Here is a 22,264-nt window from a genome sequence, read left to right as displayed (position 1 = left end):
AGCACAGAAAATAGCGCAAAAGCTCAGTACATTCAATGCTTAAATAGATCACCTTAGAGCGTAATATTCTGGCTTATCAAAATTTGGAATTGCTCCTGAGACACTTTCCAATTATGTTATTTGCGAGCGTAAACTCATCTTTTGAACCTGCTGATGTTGACCACTTCGTCATAAAACCAATCTCATATAATTGAATTTAATACCTGTTACCATGCTTAAAAAAGTCGGAATACTTGGCACTGTAATCTTACTGTCTCTTATGATATCTACATCAGCGCTGGCACAGAAAGAGCTGCTGAGAGCCGGACCCATGCTGGGCTATGTGGAGATGCAGGAAGCCAATATTTGGGTGCAAACTACAGAGGAGACAACGGTAGAAATACGTTATTGGATTAAGGGAAATGAGGAAGGTACGGATCAACTATATACCGGACGTACCGATGCCGCTAATTCATTCACTAAGCATATTAAGTTGCAAAATCTTGAGTTTGGTTCTGCCTATATCTATGAGCTTTATCTTAATGGAGAAAAGATATCGCTCGCTTATCCCACCGAATTTACCACTCAGAATTTATGGCAATGGAGAACCGATCCGCCTGCCTTTACGATGGCATTCGGATCCTGCTTGTATGTCAACGATAAAAAATATGACAGACCGGGTGATCCCTATGGAACCAGTCCGGAAATATTGGATGCCATAAATGCCAAAAATCCTGACTTGATGATTTGGATGGGCGACAATGTCTATTATCGTGAGCCTGACTTCTATTCTCTCTCGCGCATGGATTACCGCTATCGTGATGCACGTGATACGCCTGAGATGCAGCCACTGCTTGCCGGCGCCATTAACTTGGCAACCTGGGATGACCACGACTACGGCCCAAACAACTCCAATCGCTCGTATCGGATGCGTGAAGAGGCTGTTGATATTTTCAAGCGCTACTGGGCTAATCCCGGAAGCAATGGCGGAGGCATCTATACCAAGTACAAATACAATGATGTTGAGTTCTTCCTGCTTGATGACCGCTATTTCAGAGCACCAAATCAGGTCGATAATACCGACAAAGCCTACTTTGGTGAAGAGCAGATGCAGTGGCTCAAAGATGGTCTGGTGAGCAGTAATGCGGCCTTCAAAATTGTGATCAACGGTAACCAGGTGACAAATGTCGATAACACCCATGAATCTTTCCCCATGTATAAAGAAGAATTCGGAGAACTGATGGACTTCCTTGCAGAGGAAAAGGTAGAAGGGGTATTATTCCTATCAGGGGATGTACATTACAGCCAGTTATTGAAAACCGAAAGGGAGGGACTCTACCCCATATATGAGTTTACCTCATCGCCGCTTACGGCCGGAGTTTATGAAATTGCGGATAGCGAAGAGAACTATAATAATCCGCTACATGTAAATGGGACCTTGGTTACGGAATACAACTTCGGGATGATTGAAGTGAGCGGTCCGCGCCAAAAGCGGGTACTCACATTGAAAAGCTTTGACCGTGAGGGGAATCTTCTCTGGGAGCGCGAGGTCAGCAGAGAAGAGCTTAGTATATCGGAATAACTTTGTGCAACTCTGTGCTTCTCTGTGTACCTCTGTGGAATAGTCATTCGTATCTTTCTTTTCTATTGTAGGCACCTCATATTTTATGTATCGTATATCAACTAATAAAAGAGAAGTAAAAGCACCGCTATGACGTGGGATGAAGTACTGTCATTTATAAATGAGATATTAAACTATACCCTCTTTCAAATAAAAGAGACGCCGGTTACGGTCATCTCTATTCTGATTTTTCTATTTTTTATCTCAGGATTCATATTTCTGGCCGTGGCGGCAAGAAAGGCCTTGAATCGTAAAATTTTGCGGCGCTTCAAAATCGATGAAGGGACCAGCTACACACTCTCCCGAATAACCCAGTATGTGATTATTACCATCGGTGCTTTGGTCTCTTTCCAGTTTGTTGGAATTGATCTTAGCGGGCTTGCAGTAATATTCGGTCTCCTTTCGGTTGGTATTGGTTTTGGACTTCAAAATGTGACTTCCAACTTTATATCGGGACTGATCATTTTATTTGAACGGCCTATCAGTGTGGGCGACCGCGTTACTGTAAGCAATATTGAGGGTGATGTTACCGAAATAAATATTCGCTCCACAAAAGTAAGGACGGTCAATAATGTTTCTATCATTGTTCCCAATTCCGAATTTGTTTCCAAAGATGTGATAAACTATTCCCATGGTGATCCCACCTACCGCTTGGATATTAATGTAGGTGTCTCTTATGGTTCCGACCTAGATAAGGTACTCAAAGCGATGAGAGAAGTGGCCGACGAAAATAAGCATGTACTGCAAAACCCGGCACCTGATGTGCATCTAATAGAATTCGGGGAGTCATCTTGGAATATGCAGTTGCGTGCGTGGGTTGGCGATGTAAAAGATTATCCCCAGATAAGAAACGAGCTGAACCAAGCAATTGTAAGGAAGTTCAGGGATTACGAAATTGAAATTCCCTTTCCACAGCGTGACCTGCACGTCCGCAGTTCTGTTTCTTTACCGGTTAATAATAAAGGAAGCGCGGATAAAACGAATTAATCCATTTCACCCGCGCTTCTTTAAGCTTGTTGATCAGTTTTCTATAGGAATTGACTCAATATCCAGTTCCTGAACCAGGTTAGGTACTTCACCGGTTAGAATAGGTTCAATGCGCTGGAACTGGGCGTCCACTTTTGCCTCAAGGTCTTCGTACACAGCATATTGCTGCTCGGTCGGACGATTGTCGCCTGTACCCACTGTATTGGCTAGCGAAGCCAGTTTATTATTAAGCTTGATAGGATAATTGAGTACATCCTGAAATGATTCAGCCTTGGTCTGCATCAGCTCACTCTCTACATCAGAAAGCAGCTTTAGCATAGCGTCGGCCTTTTCCTGCACCTCGCTGTCACCTTCAAACTCTTCCTTGATATCATCGAGTTCGGATCGGATTTCACGAATCCTGTTGATGGTTTTATGCGTGGTGTCTAGCTTGGCTATAATGGTCTGGTGCAGATCGAATTGGGCCTGGAAGTCTTCCTGTGTTGTCTCGATGCGTGGATCTTTGGTAAGCTCGAAGGTACGGCTCATGACGGTTTCATCATCAACGATCAACCGAACTTCATAAGTGCCCGGGATGGCATCAGGTCCGCGTGTGGATCCTGCCCAGAGAATCTGACGACCGTCAAGATCGGCAGCACCGGGATAGCGCATATCCCATACAAAGCTGTTCAAACCCTCTTCGGATTTAAGCACATCGGAAGGAACTTCTCCCTCTTCTTCATAGAACTCCTCAGACTCCTTGACCGGTTCCCCTTCAAGGTTCTCTTTGTTTGAGAAAGTGCGTATTACATCACCATCCGATTCCAGGAACTGTAGTTTAATCTCCTCGTCTCCCGGGGTACGCAGGTTATAATGAATAAGTACACCTTCTTCCGGATTCTCGCCAAAGGTTTCTCCAGGATCTACATCCGAATGCCGGCCAAAGAGGTAGGTGGTTTCCGGCTTATAGAGATAGTGATCGGATTCGGAAACCTCGTCACTGAGCTCGTGCAGCACGTTTAGCTCATCAAGCACCCAAAAGGAACGCCCCTGGGTAGCTACAATAAGATCCTTGTCACGCTTGTGAACGGACAGGTCGGTAATAGGTACCGATGGTAGGTTTAGCTGAAGCGGCTGCCATAAAGTACCGTCATTGAAGGAGACATAAACACCTGTTTCGGTACCCGCATATAGCAGACCCTTTTTATTGGGATCTTCACGAATGACCCGGGTGAAATCCTTTGCAGGAATTCCGTTGGTAATTTTCGTCCAGCTTCTGCCGTAGTTTGTGGTTTTATACAGCATGGGAGTGAAGTCGTCAAACTTATAACGGTTTGCGGCAAGGTAGGCCGTACCGGCGTCATGCGGGGACGGATCGATGATACTGGCCATGGCTTCGGGCATACCATCCGGGGTAACCTCGGTCCAGCTCTCCCCATTATCCCGACTGACATGGATAAGCCCGTCATCAGCGCCGGTCCAAAGTACTCCCTGTTGAACGGGAGATTCGGCAAAGGTGAAGATAGTATTATAATACTCTACAGAGGTGTCGTCTTTGGTAATCGGTCCGCCCGACTCCTGCTGCTTCGATTTTTCGTTTCGCGTCAGATCGGGACTGATATCTTCCCAGCTCATACCTTCGTCCATAGACCGGTGGACAAATTGCGACGTTGCATAGAGCAGGTCAGGGTTGTGAGGGGAGATATAAATCGGAAATGTCCACTGGAAGCGATACTTCAACTCCGAGGCGCCGGCACCCATTGGGTTGTCGGGCCATACATCAATGCGGTCGCTTTGGTCGGTGAATTCATTAAACTTATTAAAGTAACCGCCGTAGCTACCGCCATACGTGATGTTGGGGTTTTCAGGATCGGGTGCGATATAACCGCTCTCACCACCGGCAACCGGTGCCCAGTCGCGTTCGGTAATTCCGTTATCGGCGGTTCTGCTTTTGATCCCAACCGTACTGTTATCTTGCTGAGCTCCGTAAATAAGATAGGGAAACTGGTTATCGGTGATAACCTGGTAAAACTGAGCGGTGGCATACTTATGGTACGATGACCAGCTGTTACCATCGTTATAGCTGACCTGGCCGCCGCCATCATCAGCCACTATCATGCGATCACCGTCTTCTGGTGAAATCCAAAGGTCATGATGATCACCATGCGGTGTCCGTACGCGATCAAAAGAACTGCCGCCGTCGGTAGATTTGTAGAATCCAACGTTCAGCACATATACTTCATTTTCATTTTCAGTTCCCGCAACGATGTGGGTATAATACCATGCACGCTGACGCAGGCTACGGTCACTGTTAATTCGTCTCCAGGTTTTACCGCTGTCGTCAGAACGGAATACCCCGCCGTTATCATTTTCAATGATGGCCCATACGCGATCCGGGTTTACCGGAGAGATAGCAACACCGATTTTACCCAGTATGCCTTTTGGCATTCCGGGGCGCTTGGAAATGTTTTCCCAGGTTTCTCCGCCATCGGTACTTTTATACAAGCCGCTACCTGGTCCGCCACTGGACATCTCCCAAGGGTTACGATAGGCTTCCCATAAAGAGGCATAAAGAATGCGAGGATTGGTTGGATCAATTTCGATATCCACTGCACCGGCTCGCGGATTGTTGTAGAGTACTTTTGTCCAGGTTTTACCGCCATCAGTGGTCTTAAATACGCCGCGTTTTTCATTGCCTTCCGTACCGAAAGCGTGACCCAGCGCGGCAACCCATGCAACATCCGCATTGTCCGGATGCACTACAATTTCTCCGATGAAATGAGTTTCACCCAATCCAACATGACTCCAGGTCTTACCGCCGTCCACCGAGCGGTAGACACCGTCACCGGCCGACATGTTACCCCTGATACAGGTTTCACCCATACCGGCATAAATAACATTGGCATTGGAGGGAGCTACCGTCACCGCCCCTACCGAACCGGTCTTGAAATAACCGTCGGAAACGTTATACCAGTTCTTTCCTCCATCCGTTGTTTTAAAAACACCGCCACCGGTGAACCCGGTATAATAGGTGTTCGGCTTATCCGGGTGACCGCTGACCGCAACCGACCGTCCGCCTCGATACGGACCGATATTGCGATAACTAAGATTTTTGAGAAATGACTCTTGGAATGTCGGGTTTGCGGTTTCGTCACCGTGCCCAAAGATCTGCGCCTCGGCTTCGGGCGCAAATCCAATCAGTGCGAAACAAACAAAAGCGACTGGAATCCAAAGGTAATTATTCGTTGCAGAAGAGTTCCATCCTAACATATATACCCCATTAATTATATTGATATTACATAGTCCGGCAAATAAAGTAATAAAAATGAATTAGTTCCATGGTAAAAAAATGTGAACCGCGATAGGTCCACTTTTACCGCTTTTATGCTTGCCGATTATTCCTATTTTAAACGCCATGAAAACAACAGGATTTATAGCCCGGCGCTACCTCTTTTCAAAGAAGCATATCTCCCTGATATCCACACTGACTATCATCAGTATAACCGGGGTAACTATAGGTACAGCCCTGCTCATCGTTGTTCTTTCGGTGTTTAATGGTTTTTTCGAAGTCATCAAAGATATCCTTCTAACGAACGACCCGGACATCCGAATTGAATCAGCGGAAGGGAAAGCTTTTCGGTACCAGCAGCAAGTGCAGGGTAATGAGGATGGCAACATGATAAATTATACTGAAGGAATGATGCCCGGCCTAGATGAGATACCCGAGGTGAGAGCGGCAGAGCCCTTCGTCACCGGTAAAGCGCTGCTGGTTTATAAACAGCGACGAAACAGGGTGGTAACCATAAAGGGCATTCAGCCGGCCAATTATAAAGAGCTGAATAACCTGGAAGAGAGCATTACAAGTGGGGCCTTCGATCTGGGTGTTCAGGACAGAATGCCCGGGCTTCTGATGAGCGAACAATTGATGAATGAACTGGGTGTTCAAGTGGGCGAACGCATTGTTCTACTCAGTGCCGAGGGGATGAGAAAATCACTTACCCAGTTTTCCTTACCGCGCACTTACCAGTTCGAGATACGGGGCGGCTATAGCCTGACTCAAATTATTGATGATGCCCCGGTTTATGTAGACCTGGAAGCGGGCCAGCGCCTGTTTGATTTTAGAAACACCGTGTCGGGTATTGACGTCAGGCTGACCGACAGTGATTTGGCAGCGGCCGTGAAAGATACTATGCACTCAAAGCTGGGGGATAACTATAAAATTTCAACCTGGTATGATCTGCAGCGACCGCTTTATGATGTGATGTATCTTGAAAAATGGGGATCCTATATCATTTTGATGATCATTGTCATTGTAGCAGTCTTAAATATAATTGGATCCCTAACTATGATTGTGATCCAAAAGAACAGGGATATAGGTGTGCTGTTAACGATGGGATACACACCCTCGGATATCAAAAAGATCTTTGTAAAGCAGGGTCTTTACATCGGACTAATTGGCTGTGTGCTGGGAGGGGGTTTGGGCTTGCTGATTAGCTGGCTGCAGCAGACCTATGGTTTGATAAAACTCTCTTCTGCATTTATTATCAGTGCCTACCCGGTAAGTATTGAGGTGCTGGATGTGAGTATTGTTTTGGCTGGGAGTCTACTTCTGTGTCTTGCGGCAAGCTGGTACCCCGCAAAACGAGCCGCCTTGGTGGAACCTGCCGATGCCGTTCGTTTTGAATAAAGACACTTTTACGCACGCCAACTAAAACTGTAAGCTCTTATTAAGACTTCATTTACGGGTTTTTACAATTGGTTATCCCTTCCCATCTTCAATGAAGGCCTTATTTCACACTATTTTCTTATCTATAAACCTAAGACTGACAATAACTTGCCATTAAACATTAGAAATTATTAATTATTGTAGCTGCATTACATTCACGAAACGTGATGAAGATGCAGAGCGAAAATAATTAACCAATATGTCTCTTAGGGGAATTTGTGATGTTGAAAATACGTGCCTTTCTAAAGCAACGTATTAGCCGTACAGCTCTCCAATTTACGATTGAATGAAATCAATTCATTCCATCAGATTCCACGCTTGCCAATTAATATGGGATTGAAGCAGGTGTCCGGAATTCTATACAGGGATATAGTATATACTAATCTAAACAGGTGGGGATTATGTTTAAAAAGATCAGTTACAGTGTAATTGCAATATTTTTATGCCTTCCGATTACCCTTTTGGCACAAGCCACGATTGAGGGTACCGTCACGGAGGCCAGAACCGGTGAGCCTATGCCCGGTGTAAACGTCATTATACAGGGCACAACTATCGGTGCGTCAACCAATGCCGATGGAAGATATTCCATTGAAAATGTTGACCCGGGCACCTATACGTTGGAGGCGCGATTTATAGGATTTGCCAGCAGCACACAGGAAGTGACCGTCAACACAGAAACGGTTGAGGTCAACTTTGTACTGCGGCAGAGTTCAATAAACCTTAATGAAGTTGTGGTGACCGGTGCCGGAGGACCCGTGGAAAAGAAGAAGCTGGGTAATTCTATTGGTACCATTGATTCGGAGGAGTTGACTACCGCGCCCATCAGTACCTTCTCTGATGTACTGCAGGGAAGAGAACCGGGCTTGGTCGGATTGCCATCCGGCGGTGCTACCGGCGAGGGTTCCAGAATTCGAATCCGGGGATCAGCCAGTCTATCCCAAAGCAATGAGCCTCTCATTTATATTGACGGGGTGCGTGTTGATAACGGCGGCGGTTTTGGCGGACTGGTCGATAATGATGGCGGATCGCCATCACGTCTCGATGATATTAATCCCGATATCATCAAACGCGTGGAGGTATTGAAAGGAGCCGCTGCAGCTACACTCTATGGAACGGAAGCCTCAAACGGGGTAATTCAGATTTTTACAAAGAAAGGAGCCGTTCTGGACCAGCCGCAATTTGATATTAAAATTCAAAATGCTGCCATTCGTTATCCTACGAATATTATTGAACCGAATACGGGTTGGGCAACCACGCAGGGCGTTGCGGATAATATGAATGATACCTACGGAACGAGTCTGGTACCCTATCAACTTCATGAAGAGGCTTTTATGGAGGAGATGTTTGAGACCGGTTATGGACAAAGCTATACGGCCTCCGTACAAGGTGGTAATCCCGGTATTACTTATTATGTAAGCGGACGCTGGTCCGATGAAAACGGACCCTTTGCTGCAGAGCAATGGCCCGGAATGCCGGCCGGCACCCAGTCACGGGTAGAGGATGAGAACAAAAAGCTGCAGTTCAATACAAATGTAAATATTTATCCCAGCGATAAGCTGCAATTTCGTATAACCACCGGGTACACCGATACCAAGCATTCTACCTGGCCGCTGAATAACAATACGGAAAGCCCGACTTCACTGGCGCTTTTGAGTAAACCGCAACTGGCTTCTCCAACCAACTATTCTGGAATTGTTGCTTTTGCGACGGTTGCCGAAGCTACCCAGCTGACCTTCGATCAGGATGTACAGCATTTCAACGGTAGCATTGGTACTAACTATCAACCCTTTGAAATGTTGGCCCTGGATGCAACTTTTGGGGTAGACTTTACGAACCAGTTCAGTGAATTCAACAGACCATTCGGCTGGAATATTAGCAACTTTACCGGGACGAATGTAGAAGGTGAACGAACGTTCTCCGACAGAAACAACCTGGAAATTACGGCTGATATTAAGGGTACCCTAAATAATACCTTGAGCGAAGATTTCGAGTCTTCTTTCATTTTCGGAACTCAGGGCTTTGTAACACGCGAAAATATTTCCTCAGGAAGTGCGGTAGGCTTTCCGGGACCGGGTCTTACGGTAAGTGAAGCTGCCGACCAGCAAGCTCTGGATGAAGATATTCTCGAAAACGTAAACCTGGGTGTCTTCGGGCAGGAACAGATCGGATTCCAGGATTACCTTTTTGGAACGGTTGGAGCCCGTTTGGATGCCAACAGTGCTTTCGGATCTGATTTCAGTGTGATCGTTTATCCAAAAGCATCACTGTCGTTTATTCCGACTGATGCTCCCTTCTGGGGAGATGGTGATGGAGTCATCAGTTCCTTATTGTTGAGAACTGCCGTCGGACAGTCCGGTCTTCAACCCGGAGCCTTTGACGCGCTTACAACCTTTACCTCCTTTTCTTCCACATCAGGAGCGGGTATTGCACCTCAAAACTTGGGTAATCCGGATCTTAAACCTGAAATATCTACCGAGTGGGAGCTAGGTATGGAGCTTGGCATGTTTGACGGGCGTCTTGGTTTTGAAACCACCTATTGGAACCGAACGGTCACCGACGCCTTGGTTGCCCGCCAGTTTCCTGTCAGTGGAGGTTTTGTAAATCCCCAGCTTGATAACATCGGAGAGCTTTCCGGTGAGGGGATTGAGATTAGTCTGCAGGGTACTCCGATCTCAACGCAGGATCTGCAGATTAACGTCTTCGCCAATACCGCCTATTTATATGAGAAAGTTGAGTCACTGGGAGGTGCGCCACCCATTAAGGTAAGCGGCAGTTATACCCGACACCGTAACTTTATTACGGAAGGATATGCTCCCGGAGCACACTTTGGTGCCAAACTCATGGATGTACAGGACGGGTTTCTTCCTGTAGACCTTAACGGTGATGGTCAGCCGGATAGCGAGCAGGAGTTGTTATCCTTACTTGCAGGATCAACATCCGAATTTACAACAGCATGGTTCTCCAATTTGCCTTCTTCAACATCGAATGTTCTTATAGTAGATGAAGACGGTGATGGAGATTTTTATGATCACTACCTGGGTAAACCAACCCCAGATTTCTCAGGAGCCTTCGGTACCGGTATTGATTACAAGCAGTTCAGCCTGAATGCACTCTTTGAGTACCAATTCGGTAACTACTATGTGAATAATCTCGGGGAAGCATTCCGAAGCGCCAATCCGGCTATTGGACGAAATACTCCCGAAACGGCCCGTGTAGACCGGGATTATGCTACCGGCGGTGTGGATTCAAATTACCAGCCTCAGAATGATCCTGAGGTACGCCTCAATGCCCTTAAAGATTGGGTAAACAACTACCTCGGATTAGCTCCCTTCCAGGGCTTGAACTGGGTACAACAGGCTGACTTCCTGAGATTCAGAGAACTCAGTCTTACCTACCGGGTGTCAAGGGAAAAACTGACTCCTTTAGGAATCAGGAACCTTTCATTTACTGCTTCGGGTCGAAACCTGGCATTATGGACGAAGTTTGACGGCGATCCTGAAGTAAATGAGGTAGGCCGTGGGGCAGGAAACTCGCTGGATCAGAACTTCCTGTCCGGTGTGTCTACGCTGGGTGTACCGATACCCCGCCGATTTATTTTCACCGTCAATCTAGGATTTTAATAAGAGGAGGTATGAAAATGAATCCATTTAATTTTTTGAATACAAAGAGGTTTGAAATGAAACATATAACAAGAAGCTTTTTAGCATTTGTAATTATAGCCGGTACGATGCTTGCGGGCTGTAATCTTTTGGATGTAAACAATCCGAATAGCCTGGTTGAGGATGATATTAACCAGCCTGTAACAGCAGAATTTCTTACCAATGGTTCGGAAGCAACCGTTGCAGATGGGGTAAGTGGTTTTCTTGCCGTCTATTCTGTAGCCTCCGACGAGCTAAACTGGGTCGGAAGTTTTGATGCCTGGCAGGATATCATGATTGGTAACTTTAACGATCCCACCAACCAGTTTGTGGACCAGGAATATCCCACGGTTTCACGAGCGCGCTGGTGGGCTGACGATGTTATCCAGCGGCTTAACGAATTCGACAGTGAGGGTTTGTTGTCAGACAGAACCCAGTTGAGCCGGGCCTATCTGTATGGTGCCATCATCTATGTTACTATAGCTGATATGTTTGATAATTTCGTGTTCACGGATCGTGCAGAAGGCGGACCTCCTATAGGGGAAGAAAACATGGTTAATCTTTACACTACCGCAGTCGAATACGTTGACCAGGGCTTGTCGGTAAGCGGTATTTCAACAGAGCTGGAAGCGGCACTGTTGGGGATGCGTGCAAGAGCCAACTATTCAAGAGCCATGTGGAGCAAGATGAATCCATCGGTAAATACGGCCGACCCTTTAATCAATGATTCAGAGGCCGTAGCGGATGCGCAGGCGGCACTGGCCGTTATGGGTGCAGATTATAAGTACCAGCTTACTTTTTCACCGAGTACGCTCAACAATTATGTTGCTCAGCAGACCAACCAGCGTATTGAGCTCGTTGTAAACCCCTCGGTTTATATCGTGGCTGACGATGCTGGAAGAAGGGTGAAAAACATCCAGTATGCTGACTCAACGGTTCAGCTTCAGGATCCAATAGATAATATCCCGGATCCGGTACTGTATAATTCCCTGGTAGAATTTATTACTGCCATAGAGTACGCCCCTATTACTGTTGTTTCGGCCAGAGAGATGCATTTGATACTGGCGGAAGCTGCAGCGGCGGGTAACGGAAGCGTTGACTTCAATACCCAGATAAATGCGATTCGTTCTCTGAACGACCTTACCGATTACAGCGGACAGATTACTCAGCTTGAAATGCTTCAGCATACACGACAGGTCAATCTGTTTCTGCAGGGAAGGAGATTGCACGACATGTATCGCTTCGATACAAGCTCACCGCAATGGGAGACCAATTCAACGGCGGAGTCCACTCCGGGGACCTTTTTCCCGATTTCCATAACTGAATGCAGGGCAAATCCTGACGTCAGCTGTTAGGGCACTCAATAAATCGTTAGTATATAGCGCTGTCGGGTTTAACCGGCAGCGCTTTTTTAAACTCAAAAACATAGGGATGGAAAAAAGATGGAGTCAGAAAATATGAGAGATGAGGTTAAGAGAACTAACACCATAGGAAGATATCTGTCTATGACAGCAGTATTCTTGCTATTTCTGTTTTTGGCAGGGGGTTTAGGGCTGGAAAAAAGTCAGGCACAAGACAATAGTGAAGAAGAGTACCAATATCCGACCAAGTTGTACAAAGCCATGAAATGGAGAAATATCGGTCCTTTTCGAGGTGGAAGGGTTACCGCTGTTTCCGGCGTCATTGGGGATGAAGATACCTATTACATGGGCGCAACAGGAGGCGGAGTTTGGAAAACCCATGATGGCGGAAAGACATGGAATAATATTTCCGATGGATTTTTCAATACCGGTTCCGTAGGGGCCATTGGGGTTTCTGCCTCTGATCCCAATGTTGTCTATGTGGGAATGGGGGAATCGCCGGTACGTGGTGTTACCACCTCCCACGGTGACGGGGTATATAAATCTACCGATGCCGGAAAAACCTGGGTACACGTGGGCCTGGAAAACACGCGGCAGATTTCCAGGGTGCAAGTACATCCCGATAATCCTGAATTGGTATATGTGGCAGCTCAAGGCAGTCCTTATGGAGCCAATGAAGAACGTGGCATTTACCGTTCTAAGGACGGTGGAGAAAACTGGGAACTGGTTTTGCATATCGATGAAGATACCGGTGCAAGTGACATGAGCGTCGATATGACCAATCCTCGCATTATTTATGCCGCTTTCTGGGATCATCGTCGTTTTCCCTGGAAAATTCGCAGCGGAGGTCCGGGCAGTAGCATCTGGAAAACAACGGATGGGGGCGATAATTGGGAGAAGTTGACCAACGGACTCCCCGACCTTATGGGGAAAATCGGAATTTCTGTATCTCGAGCCAATAATGATAGGGTTTTTGCCATCGTGGAAGCCAAAGGAGATGAAGGCGGACTCTATCGCTCTGATGATGCAGGAAAATCCTGGAAGCTCATCAACAGTGACAGGGTTATCCGTGCACGAGCCTGGTACTATATGCATGTCAAGGCCGATCCACAAGATGAAAACACGGTTTACATTATGAATGCCCCATTCATGAAATCTACCAATGGTGGAGAATCGTTAACACGTATCGAGGTGCCACACGGAGACAATCATGATCTCTGGATCAATCCGCATAATAACGCCAATATGATTAATTCCAACGACGGCGGGGCCAATGTGAGCTATAATGGAGGTAAGTCTTGGTCAACACAGAGAAACCAGCCCACCGCCCAGTTTTACCGGGTAAATACTGATAATCGATTCCCATACTATCTATATGGTGGACAACAGGATAATAGCACGGTAGCTATAGCCAGCCGTACCGGTGACGGCGGTATCGACTGGAAGGATTGGTATGCAACGGCGGGTTGCGAAAGTGCCTATCTGGCCTTTGATCCCGATGATCCAAAACTGGTTTACGGGGGATGTTACCAAGGCATCATCAATGAGTACAACCATGAAACGGAAAAGAGTAAAATGGTGATGGCCTATCCGTATCTTGGGCTGGGTACCAATCCAAGCGATCATAAATACCGGTTCAACTGGAATGCACCGATTGTTGCCTCCCCGCATGATCCAGGCACCATTTATCATGCCGGCAACCACCTTCTCAAGACCACTAATCGCGGTGTAAGCTGGGAAGAGATCAGTCCGGATCTCACCAAGGATGTATCTGAGAACCTGCAGGAAGGAGGGGGGCCAATTACCATAGAGTCAGCTGGGGGTGAAATATACCATACGATTATGTATGTGATGCCGTCGCCCCATGAACAACGCACTATATGGGTCGGAACCGATGACGGGCTGGTTCATATAACTCGAGATGAAGGAGAAAACTGGGATGAGGTGACACCCAATGGTGTTGAAGATGCCATGATCAATTCCATAGAAGTCTCTCCGCATGATCCCGCCACAGCATATGCAGTTGCCACCCGGTACAAATTCAATGACTTTACCCCGCATATTTACAAAACCGAAAATTACGGCCAAAGCTGGGAAAGAATTGTAGATGGAATAGGAGTAGAGTCTTGGGTGAGAGTAGTTCGCGAGGATAAACTGATTGAAGGGTTGCTGTATGCCGGTACCGAGCTGGGCATGTACATTTCCTTTAATGAAGGTGATGACTGGCAGCCTTTCCAGAATAATCTACCCATTGTGCCTATTACAGATCTTCAGATTCGCAATAATGATTTGGTAGCCGCTACACAGGGAAGAGGCTTTTGGATACTGGATGACTTGAGTCCGGTGCAGCAACTGAGCGAAGAGGTAGCGGATGCCGAGAACTACCTATTCAAGCCCGGTCTCAGTTACCAGGTTGGAGGCAGCCCGGGTGACGGACTTACAGAAGGGCAGAACCCGCCAAACGGTTCTCTGATCTATTACAGCTTTGCTGAGAAGCCGGATACCTCAGAGGTAGAAGTCAGGCTGGATATACTCGATGACAATGAAGAGGTTATCCGTACCTATGCTGTTGGAAATGAGGAGCCATATGATCATCAGAACAGTTCAGGAGACCAGCCTCAGGGGCTGCCTCTCGAAGAAGGGCTAAACCGCTTGGTATGGGATTATAATACCTCCGATATTACTTCAGTACCCGGCTTTTTCATCTTCGGTGGGACCTCCGGTTATACAGTTGATCCGGGAGTTTATACAGCGCGCCTAACCGTTGGCGAGCAAACCTCAGAGCAGGATTTTCAGGTTAGAGCCGACCTCCGTGTCGATCCATCAGACGAAGGATTGGCCGAAAAACAGCAACTGCTGGCTGAAACCTACAATCACATTGATGAGATCCATGAATCGGTGAATCAGATGATATCCATTCGCGACCAGGTGAAAGGCTTGATGAAGGTCACCGAAGACCGGTCAAACGGTGAGATGATAGCTGAAAAAGGCAAAGAGTTAAACGGCAAGATAACAGACTGGATTGAAAGCGTGATTCAGCCGGACCAGGAGACCTTCCAGGATGTCATCAATTTCCCAAATAAGCTGAATGCCCAGTTTATTTATCTTTATGGAATCATGAATGACAACCTGCCGCCTATTACCGATGGCTCAAAACAGAGGTTCACTGATCTGAAAGACCAATGGGAAAAGCGGAAACAGGATATGCAGCAAATTCTCAACACCGAGGTAGCGGCATTCAATGCCATATTCGATGAGAATAATATTCCCGCTGTGATTACGGAGATGGAATAGAAACTTCCACACTTCAGGTAAAGGTTTAGGAAACTTCGGAAGTTTCCTAAACCTATTACTTTAAAACCACGCTCATTTCATCTTCTCCTCCTTTTTTGGACCATAGCTTAATGGTCACTTCCTTGCCAGCCGGAGCTTCAACTTCCCACTCTCCGTAATAAAAACTCTCAAACCCCGAACCGCGTGTCCCCCTCAAAAAGGGAAACTCATGAGTGCTATGCTCATCACTGTTTCCGGAATCCAAAGAGAGCTCTACTGGTTTGGCTCGTCCTATAAACCGCGCTTGCTCCATGGAGGTATCCAGGTATCCTTCATTGACAATTTGGGCTCGCACGCTCCAGGTATTTTGACCCTTCCGCTCCACCTCAACATCCCGGATCTTCACTAAAGGAGTCAGCAAGCCGCGCCGCTTGGCAAACTCAGCCTGGTCAACGGCCACTTTCTTGAAATATGGCCCGGGCGGCGGATTTCGCAACCAGTATTTGGTGAATCCTCCCAGCTCAACCTCACCAAGCGATGGGTGTTCGTAGGTCTTCCAATCTACATATTTTTGTCCGCTTAGCTTTGGATCTCCTTCATGTTCATCCAGCCACTGCAACACTTTCGCTTGCACATCCGGACGTCGATATCGACCGGGAATCGCAAACAGGGGTTTGTCGCGAGGTATCTCTCCCCATCCCACTTCATTGACAAAGTCTTCCATGGTCCATAGTTCGGTAGTTGTTGAAAATATGCCGTGGTGCAGGTATCCCCAATCAACAAAAACACCGTGACGCGTGCCGGGTTGTTCCTCCGGTGTAAGATCCGGATCAATGGTGGTAAATTCATGATAGATGGAAGCCTGGGGATAGGTCGTGATTTCGGTACCCATACCAAGAATAGCTGTGTAGTCCTGTAAATCTTTTCGGGGGAGATCTTCGGTGGGGCGAGCTGAAAAAGGACGCAAGTGAACACCGCTGGTGGTATGATACGACTCAATCATGGCAATATTCGGCCGGTGTACGATGAACTCCACGATATTTCGGGAGTTCAATTCATCGAGGGGGTAATCGCCGGCACCACGGTACTGGCCATCATCCGAAGACCAGTGACCTGGGTAATTGCGATTGGTGATAAACCGGGTGTGAGGCGGATCGTTATTGATTTCGCCATCATCGTCATTGTCAATACCCTCATCATAAAGATCATAAAATGTGCCGGTTGAATCGCCCTCTTCTCGCCGCACCATTATTCTGGGATCTGCATCATAGGTTTTCCAGTCTCCATCCGGGTTTTCGACCCGCATCTTCAGAATTTCTCCATCCCCGTCCAGATCTTCCGGGCCGTCATCTCCATTCTCACCGGGTCCATAAAGACGATCGGCGTTATCAATGTCCATAGGATCCCAGTCTACCTCGCCCGTGATGTAGGCTTCTGCCCCATCAGGATTAGCCAGGGGTAGGATATACAGTACCCGGGAATCGAGCAAGCGGGTTATTTCTTCATCCTCGCCATATTGCGAGAGAAAGTAATAGGGTAAAAAAGTGGCGACCTCACCCCCCATCACTTCATTGTCGTGTTGATTACCGTCAAAGTAGGCGCCGGGTTTTTGTGACGCGGGCCCGGTATCCTTGTTTGTGATCTCTATCATCCACATCTCTCGTTGCCCCGTGGCGGTTTTGCCAATGGAATACAGTTCAACAAGTTGAGGATACTCCTCAGCGAGTTCATTAAGCATCGTAACCGTTTCATCGTAGGTATGGTAGCGAAAATCGTAATCGCTGAAGTCACCGCTTTGTGCAACTGTGGTAATGCAACCTGTTAAGCTTATTAGAGCGGTAAGAAATAGAGTGATTGAATAATTAGCTAGCTGTTTCATATGGTATTTGGTTTGTAATTATAGAGCTGGACCGAAAAGCAGTGCGTTGAGAAACAGTAGGTTGGTGCCATACCAGTATCCCCTGTAATTAACAGGTTCGGTCAGGTATATAACCCTGCCTTGCCCTACAGGATGGTCAATCGCATAAGGTCTGCCCGCTATTTTCTCTTTGTCGCTTTCAACCATAAATCCGTCCAGCAGAAGAGCGTTGGTATTTTCAGTATAACGGGCTATTACTTTGGCATCACTTTCCATTTCTACTTCATAGAGGATAACATTGGCACCTCTGGCTGCGAACTCTTTTCCATACCCGACTGACAGCAAGGGGCGATCTACCTTGATCTCAGGCTCCCACTCTACCCATTGCCCCGGTGGCGGGGAGTCATAGGTTTGCCATTCCGCCCGAAGGATGGTTCCAAAAGTTTGATCCGCGCTTCCATCGGAATGGATGTTTTTGCCAAGCACTGAATCTTTTGACAGGGCAAGACCGGCCTCTTTGGCGGCAATTATGGTCCCGCCCTCTTGCACATATTTTTTCAAGTTGTCCAGCTTTAATCGGCCTTCATAGTTGCGTCCGGTAGGCAACACAATGGTAGTATATTTCGATAAGTCCCTGTTTTCAAGAATCTCTTTCCTTACGGGGCTGAAAGTGATGTTAAAATCGATATCCAGCAGTGTGCGTATTCCAGCAAAAATATCGCCGTAATCGGCAGGCTCATCGGCCAGAACTGCTATGTGGGGATTCGGAATGTGCTCAACCAGGTCCGAATTGCCGAAATCTACTCCGCTATTATTGATAGGTGAATCGATACTGATCAGCTCTGCACTAAACTGCTCTGTGAGTTCATCAATACGTTCGTGGAGCTCATCCGGATTGCGACTGCTAATGATCGCGAACGATCCTTTTTCCAGAATACGATTCCCATGTCGGAAAGGACCCTTAAATACCCGAACTTTATAGTCTTCCTGCATAAGATTTACCGCAACTTTATAGCTGCTTTCGAGACTGGGTGGCAGAACATAGGCATAAGGGTTACCGGTGTCGGAACCGCTAGAAGATGAAACCAGGTTAATCCCTTGGTAGGGTTCGCTTTGTACTGAGGGAATGTTTTCCTCGACCGTATAAGCTTTCACCCCGAATAGGAGTGGCAGATTTTGCACCTGGGAATCGTAAAAGGGAACTTCACGGGGATTCCTGGGATCCACCATCGGGACCGGTGTTTTCAGGGTAGGGTCTAGTATAGATCGTGCCAGGCGGCTGTAAGGCTGAACAAAGTCGATAATATAGGCACCGCTTGGAAATTGGCGGTCGGCCGTCGTAGAAAGATCCATAAACGGACTCCCCTCTATACTAAAAGCTTCTGTTGTCATTTGAACTTCTATTCCCTGAATGCTTAATCGGTCGAGCAGTCTCTTTACCTTTGCCGGGTCAACGCCGGGCCCGGAAGCAGGAATCACTACACCCTGCACTTCGGCATCCCTGGCTTTTTCGGCGCTGGCAATTGATTGCTCATAGGCGTCCTTAAGCAGTTCCTGCTTGTTATTGCTCAGGGCTTCCATCACAGACCAGGTACCGATGATATGCCGGTCTATACCCATCTTGAGGGTTGCTACGGAACCGTCAGATCTTTTGACCGCCGGCTTGCCACCAATGCTCTCAAACATTTGTCCTGAAATCGAGGGACCCAAGAGGCCCCAGGTAATGCCATGGCCAAGGTAAGTGATACCGGCGTAATCCATGCCGCTTGACATGCTGTAGCCTTTTTTACCGAACTCTTCTTTCGCCAGATCAACAGAACGATTGGCCCATTTACGATTCACCTCCGGCCACATAGGATGATCGGGCGGACCCGTGGGAGTCATGAAGAAAACGGGCGGACAGCAGTGGAGGTCAAGCATGGTTTGTGGCTGCCACTCAACAGAGACTTCAGCCATGGCGCGAGTTTCCGGTGTTACAAACCATGTAAAGTCACGATTGATATCTATGCCCCAGGCATTTCCGTCACTGCGTAATCCCCAGGGAGTACGATTCTGTTTCGAGTTTGGATCTACAGATGAACCCGGTATATCGTACACATGATGCCATTCAACATTCTTGGCATGAGCATCAGGGTTGGGCATGGGTGACATGATAACCAGCAGGTTCTCCCTGATATTTTGGGTTACCGGATCCTCTTTGGTAGCAAGATCATAAGCTATCTGCATCGATCCTTCAACACCCGGCATTTCGTTAGCGGCATCCAGCACATAGATGTATAGCACGGAAGGGGTTTCCGCCGAAAGGGCGTCCACTTCACTATTGGGTAGAGGCTCGGTGGCCTTGGTCAATTTTTTGATATGCTGCTTTATCTCCGATTGCCTAGTCAGGTTTTGCTCACTCCCGACGATCACCAGGGGAAGGTCTCGTCCCAGAACACTTTTCCCATAACTGCGATATTCTACCCTAGGGGAATTTTTCGCCAGCTCTTCATAATAGGCTTCAAGATTTTGGGTAAGGCTAAAAGTACTGCCCAGTTCATATCCCAAAAACTCTTGGGGGGATGGAGGGGTTTGGGCTTTTACAGATACAATGCCCACCATCATCCCTATAGTCAGGCAAAGAACTCCATTCAGATACTTATTCATTGTATAGTGATTTTTTATTGGTATTAAGACAAATGCTTTTGGAGCTAGTGATCCAGTGCAAAGGGCAAGCGATTCTTTACGATATGCCCGTTGCTGATGATGACCACCGCATCCTGCAGGGATCGGATATCATCCAAGGGATTTCTTTCCACGATAATGAGATCTGCGTCGTATCCCTCGGCGATTTTTCCTGTGTGATCTTCAACCATCAACAGTTCGGCAGCCAGGGAAGTACATGAGCGAATGGCATCGAAGTGGCTCATACCGAGATCTACGAAATTGGCGGCTTCCATGGCAACACGGTTAATGCTTTCAGGACCGTAGCCTGAATCGGTACTGGCTACAAGCGGTACACCGTGTTCCATAGCAGTCTGGATCATCTGTTCCATACGAGGGAGCATATGCAACCCGCGAATGGTTGTGACCGGGTGATCGTAATCACCGCCCGGCTCGGTCAGGTCCACAACTGTGGTGTAGGTCGGAACAAGATAGGTGCCCTTCTTTTTCATTTGTAGGATGGTCTCCTCTTTCAGATAGGTCCCGTGCTCAATGCTTCTAACCCCGGCGGCAACGGCAGCTGCAGAACCTTCCGCCCCATGAGAGTGGGCCATTACGGGGATACCGTGTTTTGAAGCCTCATCAACGATAATGCTGAGCTGCTTCTCAGAGTATACCTGTTTTCTCGGATCGGTGTCAGGAGATCCTGCCCTTTCGGTTGCCCTGGTCTTTATGACCCTTGCACCTCTTTCTACATTGATTTGCACCAGTTTCCGAAGGGTTTTTTCCGTGGTTATCGGTTTGGAGAGATCGGCAAAGCGTAAATCTGCTAATAGGTCCTCCCCAAGGTTTGGCTGTACAAAAATGCCCGCACCGACAATTTCAGGACCCGCGAGTTTACCTTTTATAACCAGGTTGTTGATGGCGATGTCGTGGTAAGAATCAGACCCTGCGGTTCTCAGGGTGGTGACACCGGAATGGAGTGCTCGATCTGCCGAAGCTAAGCTTGAAATATGCGTATGAGCATCTATCAGTCCGGGTAATACATACCTGTTTCCTGCATCAATCACTGAATCTGCTCTCGGTACAGGTTCATTAGATTCCAGAATTGCCGCTATTTTTCCTTCTTTCAATAGTATCGAGACATCGGTTATTACTTCTTCCTGCACACCGTCAATGATATTGGCATTGGTGATTAGCACGGTTTGAGATGACTGCTGAGCGACGCTTGTGGATGTAAAGGTAAAGAGTAGGGTGAAAACAAGTAGCAGAGAGGATCGTAGAATTTTAAACATCACCATAAGTCCCTAATATTTATTTGTTAAGCTATAACAATTAAGCAAAACAAGAGAGTGATAGAAAAGGATATGTTGTAAAAGGATTAAAAAGGCAGGGGGAAAGGTGATAACTATACGGCCTGTGATTGATGAGATGGAATAAAAAAATAGCTGTAGGTTTAGGAAACTTCCAAAGTTTCCTAAACCTTTACTGTTTAGAAAAAGAAAAAGGGAATGAACCGTTCAGGCTCATTCCCTTTAGGGATTTACGGAGTCAGTATGGGATATAACATCTAAATGAGTAGTCAAACACTCACATATATAACCCACCTGATCAAGATTTATTGTGTAGAGTCAAACCGGAACGGCTCATCAATAGGCAAAAGGAGCGGGTTAAAGCTTTGCCTTACTCTTTGAGTCCCAGTTTCTTACAGATGCGTGCCAGCTCTTCCTTCTCCTTTTCGGTGAGAACGGAAAACTCTTCCTTAATATGATCGAGATGCTTTGGGAAAAAGGATTCTATAAACTTCTCGCCCTTATCCGTTAAATGAATGAGCATGGCTCTACGGTCGCTTGGATCTTGTTGCCGCTCGACGAAATTGCACTTTTCCAGGTTATCAATGACCAATGTGATATTTCCGCCGCTTTTGAGCAATTTTTCCCCTAAGGATTTTTGATTTAGGGGACCTAAATGCCAAAGGGCTTCCATAACTCCAAACTGGCTGACGGTAAGATCTGCTTCTGCAAGATGTCGATTTAGCCTGTTATTGATCGACTCTGTGGCTCGCATTAGTTTAATGAAGGCGTTGAGCGTTCTTTTTTCCTTCTTGCTTCCCTGGAAGTGTGTACCCATTGACTCTGCTGAATTATTAATTTGATATTAAATTAATAAAATTACAGATAACAAACAGGAAAATGGCGC

At 47.0% G+C, this 22,264-nt stretch carries 11 protein-coding genes; 6 read left to right on the top strand and 5 right to left on the bottom strand.

Annotated features, from left to right (window positions below):
• Positions 1–211: 211 nt before the first annotated feature.
• Entirely contained in the window at positions 212–1,561 is a 1,350-nt protein-coding gene (locus G3570_RS14720) for an alkaline phosphatase D family protein (RefSeq protein ID WP_165143587.1), read from the top strand.
• 129 nt (positions 1,562–1,690) lie between these two features.
• Positions 1,691–2,587, top strand: a complete 897-nt coding sequence (locus tag G3570_RS14715; RefSeq protein ID WP_165143586.1) for a mechanosensitive ion channel family protein — start codon at positions 1,691–1,693, stop codon at positions 2,585–2,587.
• A 33-nt stretch (positions 2,588–2,620) separates the two neighbouring features.
• Here the strand turns inward: G3570_RS14715 and G3570_RS14710 are convergent, their stop codons facing one another.
• Entirely contained in the window at positions 2,621–5,836 is a 3,216-nt protein-coding gene (locus tag G3570_RS14710; RefSeq protein WP_165143585.1) for a WD40/YVTN/BNR-like repeat-containing protein, read from the bottom strand.
• Between the two features lie 145 nt (positions 5,837–5,981).
• Here G3570_RS14710 and G3570_RS14705 point away from each other — a divergent pair, with 145 nt between their 5' ends.
• The 4 genes from G3570_RS14705 (at position 5,982) to G3570_RS14690 (ending at position 15,585) form a co-directional block, all read left to right on the top strand.
• Complete coding sequence (locus G3570_RS14705; protein WP_165143584.1) at positions 5,982–7,253, top strand: ABC transporter permease; 1,272 nt, start codon at positions 5,982–5,984, stop codon at positions 7,251–7,253.
• Positions 7,254–7,693: 440 nt separating this feature from the next.
• Positions 7,694–10,912, top strand: a complete 3,219-nt coding sequence (locus tag G3570_RS14700; protein ID WP_165143583.1) for a SusC/RagA family TonB-linked outer membrane protein — start codon at positions 7,694–7,696, stop codon at positions 10,910–10,912.
• Positions 10,913–10,968: 56 nt separating this feature from the next.
• Positions 10,969–12,285, top strand: a complete 1,317-nt coding sequence (locus G3570_RS14695; RefSeq protein ID WP_165143582.1) for a RagB/SusD family nutrient uptake outer membrane protein — start codon at positions 10,969–10,971, stop codon at positions 12,283–12,285.
• Positions 12,286–12,435: 150 nt separating this feature from the next.
• Positions 12,436–15,585, top strand: coding sequence for a WD40/YVTN/BNR-like repeat-containing protein (locus G3570_RS14690; protein WP_165143581.1), 3,150 nt, complete (start codon positions 12,436–12,438; stop codon positions 15,583–15,585).
• A 55-nt stretch (positions 15,586–15,640) separates the two neighbouring features.
• On the opposite strand, the gene G3570_RS14685 is transcribed toward G3570_RS14690, so the two are convergent.
• The 4 genes from G3570_RS14685 to G3570_RS14670 all read right to left on the bottom strand — a co-directional run bounded on the left by G3570_RS14685 (position 15,641) and on the right by G3570_RS14670 (position 22,195).
• Positions 15,641–17,443 carry a M14 family metallopeptidase gene (locus G3570_RS14685; protein ID WP_165143580.1) on the bottom strand — a complete coding sequence of 601 codons (1,803 nt, stop codon included), beginning with the start codon at positions 17,441–17,443 and terminating at the stop codon, positions 15,641–15,643.
• An 18-nt stretch (positions 17,444–17,461) separates the two neighbouring features.
• A complete protein-coding gene (locus G3570_RS14680; protein WP_165143579.1) occupies positions 17,462–20,068 on the bottom strand; it encodes a M14 family zinc carboxypeptidase in 2,607 nt (868 codons plus the stop codon).
• Positions 20,069–20,112: 44 nt separating this feature from the next.
• Positions 20,113–21,360, bottom strand: a complete 1,248-nt coding sequence (locus G3570_RS14675; protein WP_249067145.1) for an amidohydrolase family protein — start codon at positions 21,358–21,360, stop codon at positions 20,113–20,115.
• A gap of 388 nt (positions 21,361–21,748) precedes the next feature.
• Positions 21,749–22,195: a MarR family winged helix-turn-helix transcriptional regulator gene (locus G3570_RS14670; RefSeq protein WP_165143577.1), complete on the bottom strand. Its 447-nt coding sequence runs from the start codon at positions 22,193–22,195 to the stop codon at positions 21,749–21,751.
• Positions 22,196–22,264: the final 69 nt, after the last annotated feature.

The sequence above is a fragment of the Halalkalibaculum roseum genome, from assembly GCF_011059145.1.
GTDB classification, from domain to species: Bacteria; Bacteroidota; Rhodothermia; order Balneolales; family Balneolaceae; genus Halalkalibaculum; species Halalkalibaculum roseum.
This window is presented reverse-complemented; position numbering and strand designations above follow the sequence as displayed.